We start from the raw sequence: 18,940 nt of genomic DNA on the forward strand, positions 1-18,940 counted from the left end.
TTACACCCGCTCGATGTCTTTGGTGCCGAACAGCCCGTAGGGCTTGATCATCAGGATGATGATCAGCACGTAGAACGGCGCAATTTCATAGAGATTGCCCCAGTGCAGATACTCGCTGTCGACATATTGGGCGACGTTCTCGAGCAGCCCGATGATGATACCGCCGAGCACGGCGCCGCCGATCGAATCGAGCCCGCCGAGGATGGTCGCGGGAAATACCTTGATGCCATAGGCGGCCAGCCCTGAGGAAACACCGTTGACGACGCCGACCACGACGCCAGCGACCGCGGAGACGACCGCCGAAATCGCCCAGGCCATCGCGAACACGCTTTTCACGGAAATGCCGAGCGATTGCGCGACCTGCTGGTTAAAGGCGGTGGCGCGCATGGCGAGGCCGTATTTCGAGGCGCGGAAGAACCACGCCATGCCGATCATCATGGCGACCGACACCACGAGGCTCATGACATAGACGGTCTGGATCTGAAGGCCGAGCAGGTTGACCGCCTGGCTCTGGAACACGCGCGGGAACGGCTGCGGGTTGACGCCAAAAATCCACTTCAGCGCGGCCTGGAACACGGTCGAGAGCCCGATCGTCACCATGATGACGGAAATGATCGGCTCGCCGATCATCGGCCGCAGGATCAGCACCTGGACCGCGATGCCGAAGATGAACATGAACACCAGCGTCATCGGCATGCCGACCCAGAACGGCACCTGGTATTTGGCGAGCAGCGCCCAGCACACCCAGGCGCCGATCAGCAGCAATTCGCCCTGCGCGAAATTGACGACCTGCGTCGCCTTGTAGATCAGCACGAACGACATCGCGACCACGCCATAGAGCGTGCCGACGACGAGGCCGTTGATGATGAGCTGGAGGAGGAAGGCGGTGTTCATGCGGTTTGGTCCGAGGCGCGCATCTTACCCTCTCCCCTTGTGGGAGAGGGTGGCTTCGCGAAGCGAAGACGGGTGAGGGGTTCTCTCGGCATCGGCGGTGTACGGAGAGAACCCCTCACCCAACCGAGGGCGGGACGACGGGCGGTGATGCCCTCTCCCACAAGGGGGAGAGGGCGCATTAATGGGCACTGCGCCTTGGTGTACCGAACCCATCATTCCGCGGCCTCCGCGGTGGGGGTAGGGGCGAGATCAACCACTTTCAGCGACGTACGGATGCGTTGCGTGGTGCCGTCCTGGAAGCGGATCACGGTGTCGACCGGAATGTCGCTGGCGCCGCGATAGATGCCCTCGATGATGTCTTCGTATTTCTCGTTGATGACGCCGCGGCGGACTTTGCGCGTACGGGTCAATTCGCCGTCGTCGGCATCGAGCTCCTTGTAGAGCAGCAGGAAACGCGAGATGCGCTGCGCCGGCGGCAGCGTGGCGTTGACGGCTTCGACTTCTTTCCGCAGCAGCGCATAGACTTCGGGGCGCGAGGAGAGGTCGGTATAGGTCGTGAACGACAAGCGGTTCTTCTCCGCCCATTTCGAGATGATCGAATAGCGGATGCAGATCATCGCTGCGAGCTTTTCGCGGCCCGCGCCCAGCACCACGGCCTCGGCGATGTAGGGCGAGAATTTCAGCTTATTCTCGAGATATTGCGGCGAGAAGCGTTCGCCGCGCGAGGTCTCGGACAAATCCTTGATACGGTCGATCACCACGAGCTGCTTATTGTCGTTGTAATAGCCGGCATCGCCGGAATACATCCAGCCATCCCTGATATCGGCGACGGAGGCTTCCGGATTCTTGTAGTACCCAAGGAACATGTTGGGGTGGCGCACCACGATCTCGCCGACGCCGTTGACGTCGGGGTTGTCGACGCGGATCTCGATGTTGCTCGCCATCGGCACGCCGGTCGTGTCCGGATCGACCTCGCCTTCCGGATGCAGCGTGTAAGCCCCCAGCAATTCGGTCTGGCCGTAGAGCGTGCGCAGCGGCACCCCCATGGCCTGGAAGAACTTGAAGGTGTCGGGCCCGAGCGCCGCGCCGCCGGTCGCGGCCGAGCGCAGCCGCGTAAAACCGAGCCGGTCGCGCAGCGCGCGGAACAGCAGCATGTCGGCAAAGGCAGAGCGCTTGCCTTCCGCCAGCGCAGCCAGCCCCGACTTCATGCCGACATCATAGAGCCTTTGCTTCAGGGGCGAAGAGTCCATCACATTGGCGCGCACGTCGGCGGCGATCGATTCCCAGACGCGCGGGGCGAACAGCACGAAGGTCGGCGCGATCTCGCGGAAATCGTGCATCATCGTCTCGGGTTCTTCGACGAAGTTGATCTTCATCCGGCAGAGCAGGCCTTTGCCGAGCACATAGACCTGTTCCATGATCCAGGGCAGCGGCAGCACCGAGACGTATTCGTCATCCGGCCCCTTGGGATCGAAGGAGAGATAGGTCGCGCAGTGCCGCAGCACGCGTCCCGCGGCGAGCATCGCCAGCTTTGGATTGGCCGTGGTGCCCGAGGTCGTGCAGAGGATCGCGCAATCCTCACCCTGGGTGGCATCGACGAGCTTGTCGTAAAAGTCCGGCTCGCGCGCGGCGCGGTCGCGCCCCATGGCCGCGAGCTTGCTGGCCTCCATCAGGCGCGGGTCGTCATATTTGCGCATGCCACGCGGATCGGAATAGACGATGTGCTTGAGATGCGGCGCGCGGTCGGCGACGTTGAGCAACTTGTCGACCTGTTCCTCGTCCTCGGCGAACACGAGTTTTGCCTCGCCATAGCTGAGGAGGTAAGCGGCTTCATCATCCAGCACGTCGCGGTAAAGTCCGAGGCTCAGGCCGCCGATGGCGTGGGTTGCGACTTCGGCCGATATCCAGTCCGGCCGGTTGTCGCCGATGATGCCGATGACGTCGCCGCGGCCGAGCCCGAGCTCGACCATGCCGAGCGCGAACTCACGCACGCGGTCCTGATAGTCGTTCCAGGTGAAGGTGCGCCAGAGCCCGAAATCCTTTTCGCGCAGCGCGATCTCGTTGCCGTGCTCCCTGGCGTTGAGGCGCAGCAGCTTGGGATAAGTATCGGCCTCTCGCACTCTGCCCGCGTAGTCCATCATGCCGCGCTCTCCGTGCGCACCGGGGCGTCATCGGGATCGACCAGCACTTCGTCCTCTTCGCCGAGATAGGCGCGCTTGACGTGGGGATCGGCCAGCACGGAGGCCGGGTCGCCCTCGGCGATCTTGCGGCCGAAATCCAGCACCGTGACGCGATGGGAGATGTCCATCACCACGCCCATGTCGTGCTCGATCATCACGACCGTCATGCCGAACTCTTCGTTGAGGTCGACGATGTAGCGCGCCATGTCCTCCTTCTCTTCGAAGTTCATGCCGGCCATCGGCTCGTCGAGCAGGATCAACTGCGGCTCCAGCGCCATCGCGCGCGCCAGCTCAACGCGCTTGCGCAAGCCGTAGGGCAGGGTGCCGGCGGTCGCCTTGCGCACCGACTGCAGGTCGAGGAAATCGATGATCTCCTCCACCTTGCGGCGGTGCTCGAGCTCTTCGCGCCGTGCGCCGGTGAGCCAGTACAGCGATCCCGTGATGAAATTATTCTTCAGCAGGTGGTGCCGCCCGACCATGATGTTGTCGAGCACGCTCATATGGTGGAACAGCGCCAGATTCTGGAAGGTGCGGCCGATGCCGAGCGAGGCGCGGGCGTTCGGACTGAGGCCGGTGATGTCCTTGCCGCGATAAAAGAGCTGGCCTTCGGTCGGCTTGTAACGGCCGGAAATGCAGTTGACGATCGAGGTCTTGCCGGCGCCGTTCGGCCCGATGATCGAGAACAGCTCGCCCTCTTTCACGGCAAAGCTGACTTCGGTCAGCGCGCGGACGCCACCAAAGCGCAGCGACACCCCGCGCACTTCCAACGTATGAGCCACTCGTTTCCTCCAGATACGGCGCTTTGCCAGCGCTCTTTATCCTTGGTTTCCGTCACTTGGACGACCTTACATCGGCCGTCCGTTCGGGGCTATCGGCAGCCATCGGATCCGTCCGAAAGCTGTGCGGTAACGCCGCACCCGCGTCTCGCACGATCCACAGCGCGTTCCGCCAAGTGGCCCTCCTTAAGGCAATGCGTTAGGTTGAACTGTCTTTTGCGTGACAATTCGTCGGCAAATTTTGTTAGTCCTTGGTCTGACTTGCTGCGTTGCAGCATGAGGGCGGGGAATCACGGAACCTGAACGGGCGCGACGGTCGATGCGATCATGATTGCTGCGGATCATTTGAAACGCATTGCCGCCTGGTCGCGCGAACTGAACGAGCGCGAGATCGAGATCGCGCGCGCCGGCATCGTCGAAAAATCCTACCGCGCCAATGAATTCATTTTCATGCGCGGCGATCAATTCGACTACTGGACCGGCGTCGTCACGGGCCTGGCGCGGATGGGCATCGTCTCGCGCGGCGGCAAGGCCGCGAGCTTTGCCGGCCTCACCGCCGGTGCATGGTTCGGCGAGGGCACTGTGCTCAAGGACGAGGCCCGCCGGTACGACGTGGTCGCGCTGCGCGATACCAAGATCGCGATGATGGACCGCAACACGTTCCACTGGCTGTTCGAGAACAGTGTCGGCTTCAACCGTTTCCTGGTGCGCCAGCTCAACGAACGGCTCGGCCAGTTCATTGCGCTGCTCGAATATGGCCGCACGCTGGACGCGACCGCTCGGCTTGCGCGCTCGATCGCCTCGCTGTTCAATCCGATCCTCTATCCGGATTTTTCCCGCCACCTCGAAATCACCCAGGAGGAGATCGGGGCGCTGTCGGGCATGTCCCGCCAGAACGCCAACCAGTGCCTGAAGCGGCTGGAGAAGGAGGGCCTGCTCCGGCTCGAATATGGCGGGGTGACGATTGTCGACATCGAACGGCTGCGTCATTACGGCGAGTGAAGCCATCCCGGCATTAAGCCGTCCCGCTATCGGGCTGATTCCTATCGGCTTTTGGCATTAGACTTAGGGGTAAGCGGATGCTATTGCGTGCGCCGCGCGTCTCGGGCAATCCGAACGCGCTACTGGAGAACACATGGCGGCAAAAGACCCAAAGCGCGTCGCGCTGATCACCGGCGTTACCGGACAGGACGGCGCCTACCTTGCCGAATATCTGCTCGGACTCGGCTACACCGTGCACGGCATCAAGCGGCGCTCGTCGTCCTTCAACACGGCGCGAGTCGATCATCTCTATGAAGATCCCCACGCCGGCAACGTGCCGTTCCTGATGCACTATGGCGACATGACAGACTCGACCAACCTGATCCGGCTGATGCAGCAGATCCGGCCGACCGAGATCTACAACCTCGCCGCCCAGAGCCACGTCGCCGTCAGCTTTGAGAGCCCGGAATACACGGCGAATGCCGACGCGATCGGCGTGCTGCGCCTTTTGGAGGCGATCCGCATCCTCGGCATGGAAAAGGAGACGCGGTTCTACCAGGCCTCGACCTCGGAATTGTATGGCCTGGTGCAGGAAGTGCCGCAGAAGGAGACCACGCCGTTCTATCCGCGTTCGCCTTACGGCGTCGCAAAGTTATACGGCTACTGGATCACGGTGAATTACCGCGAGGCCTACGGCATGTTCGCCTCGAACGGCATCCTGTTCAACCATGAGAGCCCGATCCGCGGCGAAACCTTCGTCACCCGCAAGATCACCCGCGGGGTGGCCCGCATCGAGACCGGACTCGAGCAGACGCTTTATCTCGGCAATCTCGAGGCCAAGCGCGACTGGGGCCACGCCCGCGACTATGTCGAGGGCATGCACCGGATATTGCAGGCGGATGCGCCTGACGATTTCGTGCTGGCGACCGGCGAGATGCATTCGGTGCGCGAACTGGTGGAGCTGTCATTTGCCGAGGTCGGCCGTACCATCGAATGGCGCGGCAAGGGGGTGGACGAGACCGGCATCGACAAGAAATCCGGCAAGACCGTGGTTCGCATCGATCCGGTTTACTTCCGGCCCACAGAGGTCGATCTCTTGATCGGCGATGCCAGCAAGGCGCGCGAAAAGCTCGGCTGGAAGCCCAGGACGACATTCACCCAATTGGTCAAGGAAATGATCGCCGGCGATCTCGATGCCGCCCGGCGGGAGGCCGCCCATGGCAAGGCTCCCGTTTGAGCTGAAGGGCAAGACCGTTTACGTCGCCGGCCATCGCGGCATGGTCGGCGCGGCGCTGGTGCGCCGACTCGCTTCCGAGGACGTCGAATTGCTGACGATTCCGCGCAGCGAAGTCGACCTGCGCGATCAGGCCGCGGTGTTCGACTGGTTCTCGCGCAGGAAGCCGCAAGTGGTGTTTTTGGCGGCGGCCAAGGTCGGCGGCATCGTCGCCAACAACACGCTGCGCGCCGAGTTCCTCTACGACAATCTCGTCATCGGCGCGAACGTGATCCATGCCGCGCACGTCAACGGCACCGAAAAACTGATGTTTCTCGGCTCGTCCTGCATTTATCCGAAGCTGGCGGCGCAGCCGCTGCGCGAGGATTCCATGCTGACCGGCCCGCTGGAGACGACCAACGAGCCCTATGCGATCGCCAAGATCGCCGGGATCAAGATGGTCGAGACCTATCGCAGCCAGTACGGCTCCGATTTCATCAACGTGATGCCGACCAATCTGTACGGCCGCGGCGACAATTATCATCCCGAATACAGCCACGTGGTCGCCGCTTTGATCCGCCGCTTCCACGAGGCGAAGGTATCGGGCGCGAAGAACGTCGTGGTCTGGGGCACGGGCCAGCCGCGGCGTGAATTTTTGTACGTCGACGATCTCGCGGATGCCTGCATCCATCTGATGAAGACCTATTCTTCCGACGAGTTGGTCAATATCGGCACCGGCGAGGACATCACGATTGCTGAATTTGCGCGCGTGGTTGCGGCGGCCGTCGGCTATGCCGGCGAGATCAGCTATGACACCTCGCGCCCCGACGGCACGCCGCAAAAGCTGCTCGACGTCAGCCGGCTGGCAAAGCTCGGCTGGCGCGCCAGCACTTCGCTGGAGGACGGCATTCGGCTGGCGTATCAGGCCTTTTTGAGCGAGCACAAAGAGGCGGCGGAGTAAGTGCCTCCTCGTCATTGCGAGGAGCAACGCGACGAAGCAATCCGGCTTTCTTGTCGCGACCGCGAAGGAAGCTGGATTGCTTCGCCTCGCTCGCAATGACGGCTTAAGCCGTTTTTGCCGCGCGCGGCGGCTTCTTTCCAAGCTCGGCCGCCATCGCCGAAATCAGCGGCCGCATGAAGAACGCGTCGTCAGCGGGATAGATATCCGTCCGCAGGCCATGCGCTTTCAGCTCTTCCGACACTGCCGGTCCGACGGACGCGATCGGTGTCCGCTCAAGACCTTCGCGCAGGCGGTCTTCGCAGCCTCGGGCGCGCGCCACTTCGATCAGGCGGCGGACCTGCCCGAGATTGGTCAGCGCGATCGCGTCGATGCGGCCCTGCGCCATCTCGTCGATTGCGGTGACGATATTGGTCTCCGCGGCCTGCGCGTCGTAGACATAGGGCGTGACCGTATCGACCTCGGCGCCTTGTGTCTCAATGGCGCCGATCAGGGCGCTGTGATGCTTGTCGGGATAGAGTTGCAGGCCGACGCGACGGCCTCTCAGGTCGAGCCTTGACAGCATGGCGGCGACGCCTTCGGAGGTCGGCTTTTCCGTCGTCATCTGCGGCTCCAGCCCGATCTCGCGCAGCGCCTTGCCGGGTTTTGGGCCGCGTGCGAATTTTCGTGCCTTGCCAAGCGCGGCAACAAATTCCTGCTCGACGCCGAGCCGGCGCACCACCTTCATCAGGCGGCGCAGGCCTTCGCCGGTCAGCAGCACGAGATCGTCGGGTGGCGCTGCAATGACGCGCTTGATCCAGGCTTCTATGGGGGCGGGGTCCGGCGCGTCGTGAATGGTGAACATCGGGCATTGCAGGACATCCGCGCCCTGCTCGGTGAGCAGGCGGGAAAACTGTGCTTCTTCCCGAGTTTCCAGGATCAGGATGCGGTAGCCGTTGAGTCGATCAGCCATGATTCACTTTAACGCGGGTGGACCGTCATTTGTTCATCCTGACCCGCTTTGCGGGATTGGCGCAAGGGTTGCTGCTCTGCTAGAGCAGGGCCGAAAAATCCACTTCCTGCCTAAGACTTAACCATCAAAATCCAAGCTCAAATGCCCGACCATCAATTCGTGTTGACGCTGTCGTGCCCGGATCGCCCGGGCATCGTCTCCGCCGTCTCGACCTTCCTGGCCCAGAACGGCCAGAACATCCTCGATGCGCAGCAGTTCGACGATATCGAGACCAACAAGTTCTTCATGCGCGTGGTGTTCACCGCCGCCGATCTCGCGGTCGAACTCGCGGCGCTACAGACCGGCTTTACCGCGATCGCGCAGCGCTTTTCGATGGACTGGCAGATGCGCGACCGCGCCGCCCGGCGCCGGGTAATGCTGCTGGTCTCAAAGTCCGATCATTGTCTCGCCGACATCCTCTATCGCTGGCGTACCGGCGAACTCGACATGATCCCAACCGCCATCGTCTCCAATCATCCGCGCGAGACCTACGGCCCTTCCGATTTCGGCGATATCCCGTTCCACTACCTGCCGTCGACCAGGGAGACGAAGCCGCAGCAGGAGGCGGCGATCTGGAAACTGGTCGAGGACACCAAAACCGATCTGGTGGTGCTGGCGCGCTACATGCAGATCCTGTCGGACGAATTGTCGGCAAAGCTGTCCGGGCGCTGCATCAACATCCATCACTCCTTCCTGCCGGGCTTCAAGGGCGCGCGCCCGTACCACCAGGCCCACGAGCGCGGCGTCAAGCTGATCGGCGCCACCGCGCATTACGTCACGCGCGATCTCGACGAGGGCCCGATCATCGACCAGGACGTCGAGCGCATCAGCCACCGCGACACGCCTGATGACCTCGTGCGCAAGGGCCGCGACATCGAGCGGCGCGTGCTGGCGCGCGCCGTGCGGCATCATCTCGAGGACCGCGTGATCCTCAACGGCCGCAAGACCGTGGTGTTCATGGACTGACGCGTTCGCATCCGGCCCATGGCCGGTCGTCCAGTATGTCGGAAGCATGCACCAAAATCCAATTGACTCGGCTGCTCCTTCTTTTTCTTAATGCCACGAATTCAGGTTTTCCGCGGGGCTTGGGGGCATTTTCACATCGAAACGGTTTCAAACACGCGCTGCAACAGGCGCGCATATCGTTTGCTGTGATCGAAATCACAGTTCACGCGCAGAAAATCTGCATGACTTTGTTATCGGGGCTCGGCAGTCGGACGCGCGGAATGCGCTCTAGCCGGCAGCAGTCCGCTTATGCTTTTGGGGGATAGCATCATGCCTGAAGTCAATAACCTCGTATATCCGTACAACGCCGTCTGCATCATCCATGTGTACTACACCTACGAAGATTATATGGCGCATCGGCCCTCGGCTCAGGGCTCCGGAGTGGTCGTCGGTCCGGATGACATTCTGACCGCGGCCCATGTGATCTACGACAGTATCGGTGGCAGGCCCGCATACGCCATCGAGGTCACGCCGGCTTACGACTCTTTCGACCCGGCCGTTGGCGGAGCTCAGGCTCCATTCGGATCAACAAGCGTTTCAAGCTATGCGACGTTCTTCACGTTCGATCCCGACCATGATGGAAACTATGACCCCGGCAATGGAAATCCGAACACGCTGGTAGGAACGGAACTAGATATCGCGCTGCTCCATGTTTCCGGAATTGGCCTTTCTCAGCCGCTCAGGCCGCTCAATTTCACCGGGGGCGGTGGTCAGGGAGCAGGTTTGCTGGTTGGCTATCCGGCGTCGCAAGGGGGCAATCCTTTCGAGCAGACCGTCAACCTCACGCGTAGTCCCGTCGACAATTATATTGGACTCAATGCGACGATGGGTCCGGGCAGTTCGGGCGGGCCGGTCCTTCAAAACATAAACGGCATTCCGACCGTCGTCGGCGTCATATCGACGATCGGCGGGGCAACGGCGTTGACGGCCCACACAGGTTGGTTGAGCCAACTCATTGCTCGAAACGACGATAATCTCGTCGGCACGGCCATGGCCGACATCTTCAGGCCGTCCATCAGAGAGTTCAACGTGACCTTCGGCCCAAGCCTCCACCTTACCACTCCAATACGTTATTTGGAGGGGGGCAGTGAACTCATGAACGCCTCGATAGACGGTGGAGGCGGAATTGACGTCATCTCTCTTCCCTGGAATTCGGTGACGAACCAGTATGCAAGTCCTGCATACACGCCTGGTTCGTCCGTCAACACAAATGGCCGCTGGCTTCTCACCTGGACCAAGGATGTCAGCGGGCATATTACCGGATTCCTGCAAAGTGGCTCAGAAGGTCTCAGCTTCAGTAACATTGAGCAGATTGCGTTCACCAACCTCACCATCGACCTGACTCGAAGCACGGTCGGAACGCAGTATCAGATAGGCAATGCGCTGCCGGGATCGACTTCTTACAATTTCACGCTGCCAGCTTATTCCGCCTATCGTGTTGCCAGCCTGGCAGGCACGGACGGCGACAACGTAATCACGGGCTCGGAGTTCGAAGATACCATCTATGGGCAGGCCGGCAACGATGTGCTCCTTGGAATGGACATGTCGGACGCCATGCAGGGCGGTGGAGGCGATGATGAGGTTGACGGGGGGCAGGGAGACGACACGGCCATATTCACCGGCAACAGAGGCGACTACTACATTGGCTACGATCGCGGTACGCAGACTTTTACCGTGATAGATCTGCGCGCCGGCACGCCCGACGGCACCGACACGCTGACCGGGATCGAACACTTCCAGTTTGCTGATGGCGTCGTGGCGACTTCGACATTCGCACCCGCACCCAACGTCGCTCACGACTTCGACGGCGACGGCAAGAGCGACATCCTCTGGCGCAACGACGCAGGCACGGTCCAGACCTGGAACATGGACGGCGGCAATCTTCTCGGCGCCGCCTCGCTGGGGACCATCCCCTCGGCCTGGAAGGTCGAAGGCACCGGCGATTTCAACGGCGATGGCAAGAGCGACATTCTCTGGCGCAACGACAGCATCGGCGTTGCTCAGATCTGGGACATGGACAACGCCAATATTTTGGGCACTCATTCGTTCGTGGCGATCCCCACGGAATGGAAGATCCTCGACACGGGCGATTTCAACGGCGATGGGACGAGCGACATTCTCTGGCGCAACGACAGCACCGGCGTGGCCCAGATCTGGGACATGGACAACGGCGAGATCCTGAGCGCGCAGTCGCTCGGAGTCATTCCCGCGGTCTGGAAGTTCGCCGGCACGGGCGACTTCAACGGCGACCACAACACCGATCTGCTTTGGCGTAACGACAGCACCGGCGTGGTCCAGCTCTGGGCCATGGACGACGGCAATATCCTGAGCGCGCAGTCGCTGGGAATCATTCCCGCGGCCTGGAAGATCGCAGGCGCCGGCGACTTCAACGGCGACGGCAAGAGCGACCTGTTGTGGCGGAACGATTCCGGCGTGACGCAGATCTGGAACATGGATAACGGCACGATCCAGAGCACCCGAGCGCTCGGGACGATCCCTTCCAACTGGCAGGTCGCCGACGTTGCGGACTTCAACGGCGACAGCAACGCCGACATCCTCTGGCGCAACAATACCAACGGCACGACCCAGATCTGGGAAATGAACGACGGGGCGATCGTCAACGCCCATGCGCTTGGTTTGATACCGGACAACTGGCACATCATCACGTAGTTGCCGCGCCAGACCTGGCCGGCTGATGCCGCAGCTAGGCCTGAGACGCAACGCCTTAGTCAAATTTTTGATTGACTCGCCTCATGGTTGATCTGAGTATCAAGCCATATTGAATAGTTAATTTGAGTATGAGGATATTATGCCGACGATTCCCGGCTCCGGAACGTTGATTAACAATTTGGGCGGACCAGCCGGTTACGGCGAGATCACGGTCGCTCGCAATGACGACGGGTCCAGCCAGTTCGACGTTTCGCAAGTATTTCCCGGCGGCCTGAACTTTTTTGGCCACAACTACACGTCGCTTTACGTCAACACCAATGGAAGCATCTCGTTCAACACCGGGATCAGCACGTATACGCCGACCTCGATAACGGGCGGATTGACGCCGATGATCGCGGCGTTCTGGGGCGACGTCGATACCCGGACGCCGGCCGCGACCGGCACAGACAGTGCTCCCATCTATGTCGACCTCGACACCGTCAATCACGTCTTCACGGCGACCTGGCCGGGCGTGAACTACTACGATCAGAAGGGCGACAAGAAGGACTTCTTTCAGATCCAGCTATACGACCGTGGCCATGGCGATTTCGATATCGTCTTTCGCTATCAGAATATTCAGTGGACCACCGGGGATGTGAGCGGCGGCTCGGGCGGGCTGGGCGGCCAAATCGCGCATGCCGGATATACCGCGGGAGACGGCGCACATTTTTCCGAGCTGCCGGCGTCGGGCACGAACGCAATGCTCACGCTCCCGACGACGTTAGGCAACACTAGCGTCAACGGTCTTTGGGTTTTTCCGGTTCGCGGCGAGCAGACCGGAGCGGGCTTCGACACCAAGGTGTATCCCGGCCAGGCGGCGATGGGATGGATAAAGGACCATACCAATCTGTCCTGGGTCGCGTACTACCTGGCTCCCGCCCCGAGCCGCGTCGAGAATTCGTGGCTGGGCCATCGTGCAGAACTTGAAGCGCAGGGCTGGAACATCGCCCCGACCTATATCGGCGAGCAGGATCCCGCGGCTCCAGGCAACCTCTCGCATCATCCCTCGGGTGCAAAGGGGATCGTGGATGGCAATTCCGCGATCAAGCTCCTGAAACAGGAAGGCTTTGCTGCGGGCACGATCATCTACCTGGACATCGAGAGCACGCAGGGCGTCGCGCTCAGCTCAGCGACACAGGACTACATCAAGGCCTGGTGCTTGACGGTATCGCAAGCAGGGTACATTCCCGGCGTATATTGCGTTTTCAATCAAACCAGCTCCATCGCGTCGCTTGCGCCGGCGCCCTTATGGGTCGTGCGGGATTTCGCCAGTTCGCCAGTCCCACCGGTGCAGGATCCCAACAGCTTCGCAACTTATCCGACTGACGATCCCTCCGGATCGACCTATGCCGATGCTGTGGCGTGGCAATATCGCCTGACACCAACGCATACCACCACCATCACGCTGCCAAACGACGTCACGGTGTTGGGGCAGCCGGCGGCGCATTCCATAGTGGTTGACCTCAATACGGTAACGCTTCCCAGTGTCATCAGCGGCAACAACGGTCTGGATCTTCTGACCGGCACAAGCGGCAACGATTTTGCCTTCGGTCTGGGCGGCAACGACACCATCAACGGACTGGCCGGCAACGACAAGATCGACGGCGGCGCCGGTTTCGATACTGTCATGTTGTCGGGGGCGAATTCGGCATACACGATCACGCCAAAGGGGAACGGTGTTTTCCAGGTCTCCGGACCCGATGGCGTCGACCTGCTTTCGCATATCGAGAAACTCTCGTTCGGCGATAGCACGTCGCGAATTCTGCCGACTGCCTCGCGGGATTTCGATGGCAGCGGCACCAGCGACATCTTCCTGTTCAACACGAATAACAATGCGGCCTCGATTTGGGACACTGACGCTGGCGCGGTCAGGAACAGTCCCCTGGGCTTGGTGCCGGCAGTCTGGACAATCGCCACCAGCGGAGACTTCGACGGCGATGGCCATGCAGATCTGTTGTGGCGCAACAGCTCCACCGGGGTCGCCCAGATCTGGAAAATGAATGACGGCAATGTCGTCGGCACTCAGTCGCTTGGGGTGGTTCCGGCGACATGGAAAGTGCTCGGCGTCGGGGACTTCAACAGCGACAGCCATAGCGACATCGTCTGGCGCAACGACTCGAACAACGTGGTCCAGATCTGGGATATGCGCGATGCAACCCTGCTCAGCGCCAACTCGCTGGGCGTCGTTCCCTCGAACTGGACCCTGCTGGGCACCGGCGACTTCAACGGCGACGGCAAGAGCGATCTTCTTTGGCGCAACACCGACGGGGCAGCCCAGATCTGGAATATGAACGATGGAGCCCTTCTGGGCGCACCGTCGCTGGGCGTTATTCCTGCGGTGTGGAAATTTGGCGCCATTGGCGATTTCAATGGCGATGGCAGGAGCGACATCCTCTGGCGCAACGATTCCGGGGTAGCGCAGATCTGGAATATGAACAATGGCACGATCCAGGGCACCGCTTCGTTGGGCGTGGTGCCCAACGTCTGGAGCATTGCCCAAACGGGCGACTTCAACGGCGACAGCAAGACCGACATTCTCTGGCGGAACGCCTCGGGCGCGCTCCAAATCTGGGATATGAACAACGGAACGCTGCTCGGCAAACATGATCTTGGAAGTGTGCCCGACGTCTGGCACGTCCTGGCCTGAGCACAGGCCAGCGGTGACGATGGACGGCCACTCGCTGCGGCTCGTTCCCAACGACTGGCACGTCATCGCCTAGCGGGGCCGTGCGATTTTAGATTGCAGTGGCCGGTCCGATTGAACGTACGGTCGGGCCTCCGGCCAGTTCTGCGACCTTTTGAAGCGCGCCGATTTCGGCAGTGCTGCCATCCGCTTAGGCAGCGGCCGTAGGGGCCGCCGGCGGCCTGCGAAAATTCCCTTGGAAACAGTTTCAATCGTTACGTGACTGTCAAATCCGTAGCTTACGGGGGAGTCCTCCAATGGAGGCACTTCCCGTGGCGAAGATCGAACTCAGCGCGATCCGCAAGTCATTCGATACGACGGAAATCCTGAAAGGGATCGACCTCACGATCGAGGATGGCGAGTTCATTGCGCTGATCGGTCCGTCCGGCTGCGGCAAGTCTACCCTCCTGCGGGTGATCGCCGGTCTCGAGCCGCAGACGGCGGGCGAAATCAGCATCGACGATGTCAGGGTCGACGACGTCAGGCCGAGCGCGCGCAATCTTGCGATGGTGTTTCAGTCCTACGCGCTTTATCCGCATCTTTCGGTATTCGACAATATCGCGGTGCCCTTGCGGATGCGCCGTCACGCCACGCTGGCGCGCGTGCCTTTGCTCGGCCATCTGGTGCCGGGCCGCGCGGCCATCGAGCGCGGGATCCGCGAGGACGTCGAACGCGTCGCCGCGCAACTTGAGCTCTCGGCGCTGCTGAAGCGCAAGCCGGGTCAGCTCTCCGGCGGCCAGCGCCAGCGCGTGGCGGTCGGTCGCGCCATCGTGCGCCAGCCGGTGGGCTTTCTGTTCGACGAGCCGCTGTCGAATCTCGACGCCAAGCTGCGCGTGCACATGCGCGCCGAGCTGGCGCAGTTGCACCGCAGCCTGCAATCCACGTTCGTCTACGTCACCCACGATCAGGCCGAGGCGATGACGATGTCGACGCGCATCGCCGTAATGATCGACGGGAGCATCGTGCAGATCGGCACGCCCAACGAGGTCTATGAGAACCCGCGCGACATCCGCGTCGCCGAATTCGTCGGCAGCCCCAAGATCAACGTGATCCCCGGCACCATCCGCGACGACGGCGGCCTGGAGGCGCTGGGACGGCCGCTCGGCCTGCATAGTCAGACCCCGGCGGGCCGGGCTTCGATCTGCGTGCGGCCGGAGCGGGTCGAGCTGGGCGGCGGGCAGGGGGCGATCTCCGGCACGGTCGTGCATCTGGAAAATCTGGGCGCGGAAGCCTTTGTCCATGTCAGGGTCGACGGCATTGCCTCGCCTTTGGTGGCGCGCGTCAGCCCCGACCGGGCGCTGCCCGGGATCGGTAACGGCATCGAGCTGTCGTTCTCGCCGGCTGCGATCCGGGTGTTCGACGCCTCGGGCAAACGCATCCAGGCGGTGTTGCCGGCGCGCAGCGGACGGCTGCGGGAGGCCGCCCTTGGCTGACGTGCTCACCACCGATGCGGCTGTAGCCACGCCGAAGGCGGCCAGAACGGCCACCCATGCCTGGGATCGCAACCGCGCGCGATCGGCGCTCGCGATGGTGGCGCCGGCCCTTGTGCTGATGTGCCTGCTGCTGCTCGGCCCCTTGCTCGGCGTGTTCGCGCTGTCGCTGACCGACTATCAGCTCGGCAGCCCGACATTCTCGTGGATCGGCTTTGCGAATTATCAGGAGATGTTTGCCGACCGCGTGTTCTGGATTTCGTTCCGCAACACGCTGACCTATGTCGCGATCGTGGTACCATCAGCGGTGGGCCTCGGCCTCGGCGTGGCGCTTCTGATCGAAAGCGGCACGTCGCTGCGCGCCCTCTATCGAACGGTGTATTTCCTGCCGGTGATGGCGACGCTGATCGCCATGAGCATCGTCTGGGAATTCATGCTGCATCCGCAGTTCGGCCTCATCAACGGCCTGCTGCGCGACATCGGCGTTTCCGGTTTCAGTTGGCTACAGGACCGTCGCACCGCACTCTATGCGCTGTGCGTGGTCGGCATCTGGCAGGCGCTCGGCTTCAACATGGTGCTGTTTCTCGCCGGTCTCGTATCGATCCCTCGTCAGCTCTACGACGCCGCCGAGATGGACGGCGCGCATAGCGCCTGGGCGCGCTTTCGCCTCGTTACCTGGCCGATGCTGGGGCCGACCACCGTGTTCGTATTCGTCATCACCGGCATCCGCTCGTTCCAGGTGTTCGACACCGTGCATGTCCTGACCAAGGGCGGGCCGTCGAAATCCTCCGAAGTGCTGATCCACACCATGTACATCGAGAGCTTTGAATTCTTCCGCTCCGGCTACGGCGCGGCGCTGACGGTGGTGTTTCTGGTCTTCGTCCTGCTGCTGACGCTGGTCAAATCGACGCTGGCGAACCGGGGAGTGCACTACGCATGACGACCGGCTCTTCTTTCATCTGGTCAATCACGCGCCACGCGCTGCTGGTGCTCGGTGCAGCCTTCATCTTGTTGCCGTTCATCTGGATGATCTCGACCGCGTCAAAACCGCAGACCGAGATATTCACCTCCAACGTTCACTTCATCCCGCAGAGTTTTGCGCTGTGGGACAATTTCGTCACCGCCTTCGGCAAGGCCAATCTGTGGCGCTTTCTGCTCAACGGCGTGATTGTCACGGTGTCGATCTTTGCGCTCCAGGTGCTGATCGCGCTGCCGGCAGCGTACGCGCTGGCCAAGCTGCGCTTTGCTGGCCGCAATGTGCTGTTCGCGCTGGTGCTGTTCTGCATCCTGATCCCGCCTCAGGCGACCGCCATTCCGGTGTTCCTGCTGTTCCACAAGATCGGCATCCTCGACAGCTACGCGGCGCTGGTCGTGCCCTTCACGATCTCGGCCTTCGGCATTTTCCTGATGCGGCAGTTCTTCATGACCGTGCCGGACGATCTGATCGAGGCCGCGCGCATGGACGGCATTTCCGAATTCGGCATCGTCTGGCGCGTGATGCTGCCGACGGCGATTCCTGCGCTCACCGCGTTCGGCATCTTCTCGGTGGTCGCGCACTGGAACGACTATTTCTGGCCGCTGATCGTGCTCAACAGCGAGCACCTGCGCACCCCGCCGCTTGGCGTCGCCGCCTTCCGCAACGAGGAGGCCGGCACCAATTACGGGCCGCTGATGGCGGCCGCCATCGTCATCATCGCCCCGCTTGTCGTTGCGTTCCTGCTCGCCCAACGCCGGTTCATCGAAGGCATCACGCTGACCGGCATCAAATAGACGTCCGCTGCTGCCATCATAGGAGGTTTTATGTTGAAGAGATTGACTGCCGCCGCGTTCGGCACGCTGCTTGGCATCGCCGGCGCCCATGCGCAAAGCCAGACCGAAGTGGTGCTGCAATATCCCTATCCGGAGCTGTTCGCCGAAACCCACAAGAAGATCACCGAAGAGTTCAACAAGGTGCGGCCTGACATCAAGGTGACGATGCGCGCGCCGTACGAGTCGTATGAAGATGGCACCCAGCGTGTGCTGCGCGAGGCCGTCACCAACCAGATGCCCGATGTGAGCTTCCAGGGCCTTAATCGTATCCGCGTGCTCGTCGACAAGAACATTCCGGCTCCGCTCGACGGCTACATCGCCGCCGAGAAGGACTTTGACAAGCAGGGCTTCCACCAGGCGATGTACGACATCGGTACCGCCAGCGGAAAAGTCTACGCGCTGCCGTTCGCGATCTCGCTGCCGATCGTCTACGTCAACGTCGACCTCGCCAAGAAGGCCGGCGCCGATCCCGACAACCTGCCGACCACCTGGGACGGCATCATCGACCTCGCCAAGAAGATCAAGGCTGCTACCCCCGACGTCAACGGCATCACCTATGTCTGGGACATCACCGGCAACTGGCTGTGGCAGGCGCCGGTGTTTGCGCGCGGCGGCTCGATGCTGAACGCCGACGAAACCAAGGTTGCCTTCAACGGGCCGGAAGGGCAGTTCGCGATCAAGATGCTGGCGCGGCTCGTCACCGAGGCCGGCATGCCGAACCTCGACCAGCCGGCGATGCGCTCGGCCTTCGCCGCGGGCAAGACCGGCATACACGTCACCTCGACCTCGGACCTCAACAAGGTGACGCAGATGATCGGCGACAAGTTCACGCTGAAGACGATCGCTTTCCCCGACGTCGTCTCGCCCAACGGCCGTCTGCCGGCCGGCGGCAATGTCGTTCTGATCCTCGCCAAGGATCAGGCCAAGCGCGACGCCTCCTGGGAAGTCGTCAAGTTCTGGACCGGCCCGAAGGGCGCGGCGATCATGGCTGAGACCACCGGCTACATGCCGCCCAACAAGGTCGCCAATGACGTCCACCTGAAGGATTTTTACGTCAAGAACCCGAACAACTACACGGCGGTGAAGCAGTTGCCGGTTCTCACCAAATGGTACGCATTCCCCGGTGACAACGGCCTGAAGATCACCGACGTCATCAAGGACCACATGAACAGCATCGTCACCGGTGCGCGTGCAAAAGAGCCCGACGCCGTGCTCGCCGACATGACGGCCGATGTGCAGAAGCTGCTGCCGAAGTCGGTCGGCGCGGCGCGCTGATCTCTGAAGCGCGGGAGATTTCCTCCCGCTTGACGT

General features: G+C 61.8%; 14 protein-coding genes. 10 read left to right on the forward strand and 4 right to left on the reverse strand.

The features are described from left to right. The 3 genes from JQ628_RS01470 to JQ628_RS01480 form a co-directional block, all read right to left on the reverse strand. The gene (locus tag JQ628_RS01470) at positions 1-894 is read right to left on the reverse strand and encodes a branched-chain amino acid ABC transporter permease (RefSeq protein ID WP_212218071.1); all 894 of its coding nucleotides are present in this window, start codon (positions 892-894) and stop codon (positions 1-3) included. 212 nt (positions 895-1,106) lie between these two features. Then, entirely contained in the window at positions 1,107-3,035 is a 1,929-nt protein-coding gene (locus JQ628_RS01475; protein WP_212218074.1) for a long-chain fatty acid--CoA ligase, read from the reverse strand. After that, positions 3,032-3,853: an ABC transporter ATP-binding protein gene (locus JQ628_RS01480; protein WP_212218077.1), complete on the reverse strand. Its 822-nt coding sequence runs from the start codon at positions 3,851-3,853 to the stop codon at positions 3,032-3,034. The genes JQ628_RS01475 and JQ628_RS01480 overlap by 4 nt, the downstream gene beginning before the upstream one ends. A 324-nt stretch (positions 3,854-4,177) precedes the next feature. Between JQ628_RS01480 and JQ628_RS01485 the strand changes: the two genes are divergently transcribed. The 3 genes from JQ628_RS01485 (at position 4,178) to JQ628_RS01495 (ending at position 7,005) form a co-directional block, all read left to right on the forward strand. After that, complete coding sequence (locus JQ628_RS01485) at positions 4,178-4,852, forward strand: Crp/Fnr family transcriptional regulator (protein ID WP_212218080.1); 675 nt, start codon at positions 4,178-4,180, stop codon at positions 4,850-4,852. A 133-nt stretch (positions 4,853-4,985) separates the two neighbouring features. Beyond that, a complete protein-coding gene (gmd, locus tag JQ628_RS01490; protein ID WP_212218083.1) occupies positions 4,986-6,068 on the forward strand; it encodes a GDP-mannose 4,6-dehydratase in 1,083 nt (360 codons plus the stop codon). After that, positions 6,049-7,005 (forward strand): GDP-L-fucose synthase family protein, encoded by a 957-nt coding sequence (locus tag JQ628_RS01495; RefSeq protein WP_283815751.1) that lies wholly within the window; start codon positions 6,049-6,051, stop codon positions 7,003-7,005. Before gmd ends, JQ628_RS01495 begins: the two co-directional genes overlap by 20 nt. A 103-nt stretch (positions 7,006-7,108) precedes the next feature. Here JQ628_RS01495 and JQ628_RS01500 read toward each other — a convergent pair whose 3' ends face one another. After that, positions 7,109-7,954 (reverse strand): uroporphyrinogen-III synthase, encoded by an 846-nt coding sequence (locus JQ628_RS01500; protein WP_212218086.1) that lies wholly within the window; start codon positions 7,952-7,954, stop codon positions 7,109-7,111. Positions 7,955-8,095: 141 nt separating this feature from the next. On the opposite strand from JQ628_RS01500, the gene purU reads away from it, so the two are divergent. From purU to JQ628_RS01535, 7 genes are all read left to right on the forward strand, one after another. Then, positions 8,096-8,959 carry a formyltetrahydrofolate deformylase gene (gene purU, locus JQ628_RS01505; RefSeq protein ID WP_212218089.1) on the forward strand — a complete coding sequence of 288 codons (864 nt, stop codon included), beginning with the start codon at positions 8,096-8,098 and terminating at the stop codon, positions 8,957-8,959. 309 nt (positions 8,960-9,268) lie between these two features. Then, positions 9,269-11,668, forward strand: coding sequence for an FG-GAP-like repeat-containing protein (locus JQ628_RS01510; protein WP_212218092.1), 2,400 nt, complete (start codon positions 9,269-9,271; stop codon positions 11,666-11,668). A gap of 139 nt (positions 11,669-11,807) precedes the next feature. Continuing rightward, positions 11,808-14,354, forward strand: a complete 2,547-nt coding sequence (locus JQ628_RS01515) for a nidogen-like domain-containing protein (protein ID WP_212218095.1) — start codon at positions 11,808-11,810, stop codon at positions 14,352-14,354. Between the two features lie 308 nt (positions 14,355-14,662). Continuing rightward, the gene (locus JQ628_RS01520) at positions 14,663-15,823 is read left to right on the forward strand and encodes an ABC transporter ATP-binding protein (RefSeq protein WP_212219283.1); all 1,161 of its coding nucleotides are present in this window, start codon (positions 14,663-14,665) and stop codon (positions 15,821-15,823) included. A gap of 1 nt (position 15,824) precedes the next feature. After that, positions 15,825-16,760 (forward strand): carbohydrate ABC transporter permease, encoded by a 936-nt coding sequence (locus JQ628_RS01525; protein ID WP_433996099.1) that lies wholly within the window; start codon positions 15,825-15,827, stop codon positions 16,758-16,760. Further along, positions 16,757-17,590 (forward strand): carbohydrate ABC transporter permease, encoded by an 834-nt coding sequence (locus JQ628_RS01530; RefSeq protein WP_212218099.1) that lies wholly within the window; start codon positions 16,757-16,759, stop codon positions 17,588-17,590. Before JQ628_RS01525 ends, JQ628_RS01530 begins: the two co-directional genes overlap by 4 nt. A gap of 30 nt (positions 17,591-17,620) precedes the next feature. Beyond that, the gene (locus JQ628_RS01535) at positions 17,621-18,904 is read left to right on the forward strand and encodes an ABC transporter substrate-binding protein (protein WP_212218102.1); all 1,284 of its coding nucleotides are present in this window, start codon (positions 17,621-17,623) and stop codon (positions 18,902-18,904) included. Positions 18,905-18,940 lie beyond the last annotated feature (36 nt).

This window comes from Bradyrhizobium lablabi (assembly GCF_018129385.1).
Classification (GTDB): Bacteria; Pseudomonadota; Alphaproteobacteria; order Rhizobiales; family Xanthobacteraceae; genus Bradyrhizobium; species Bradyrhizobium lablabi_C.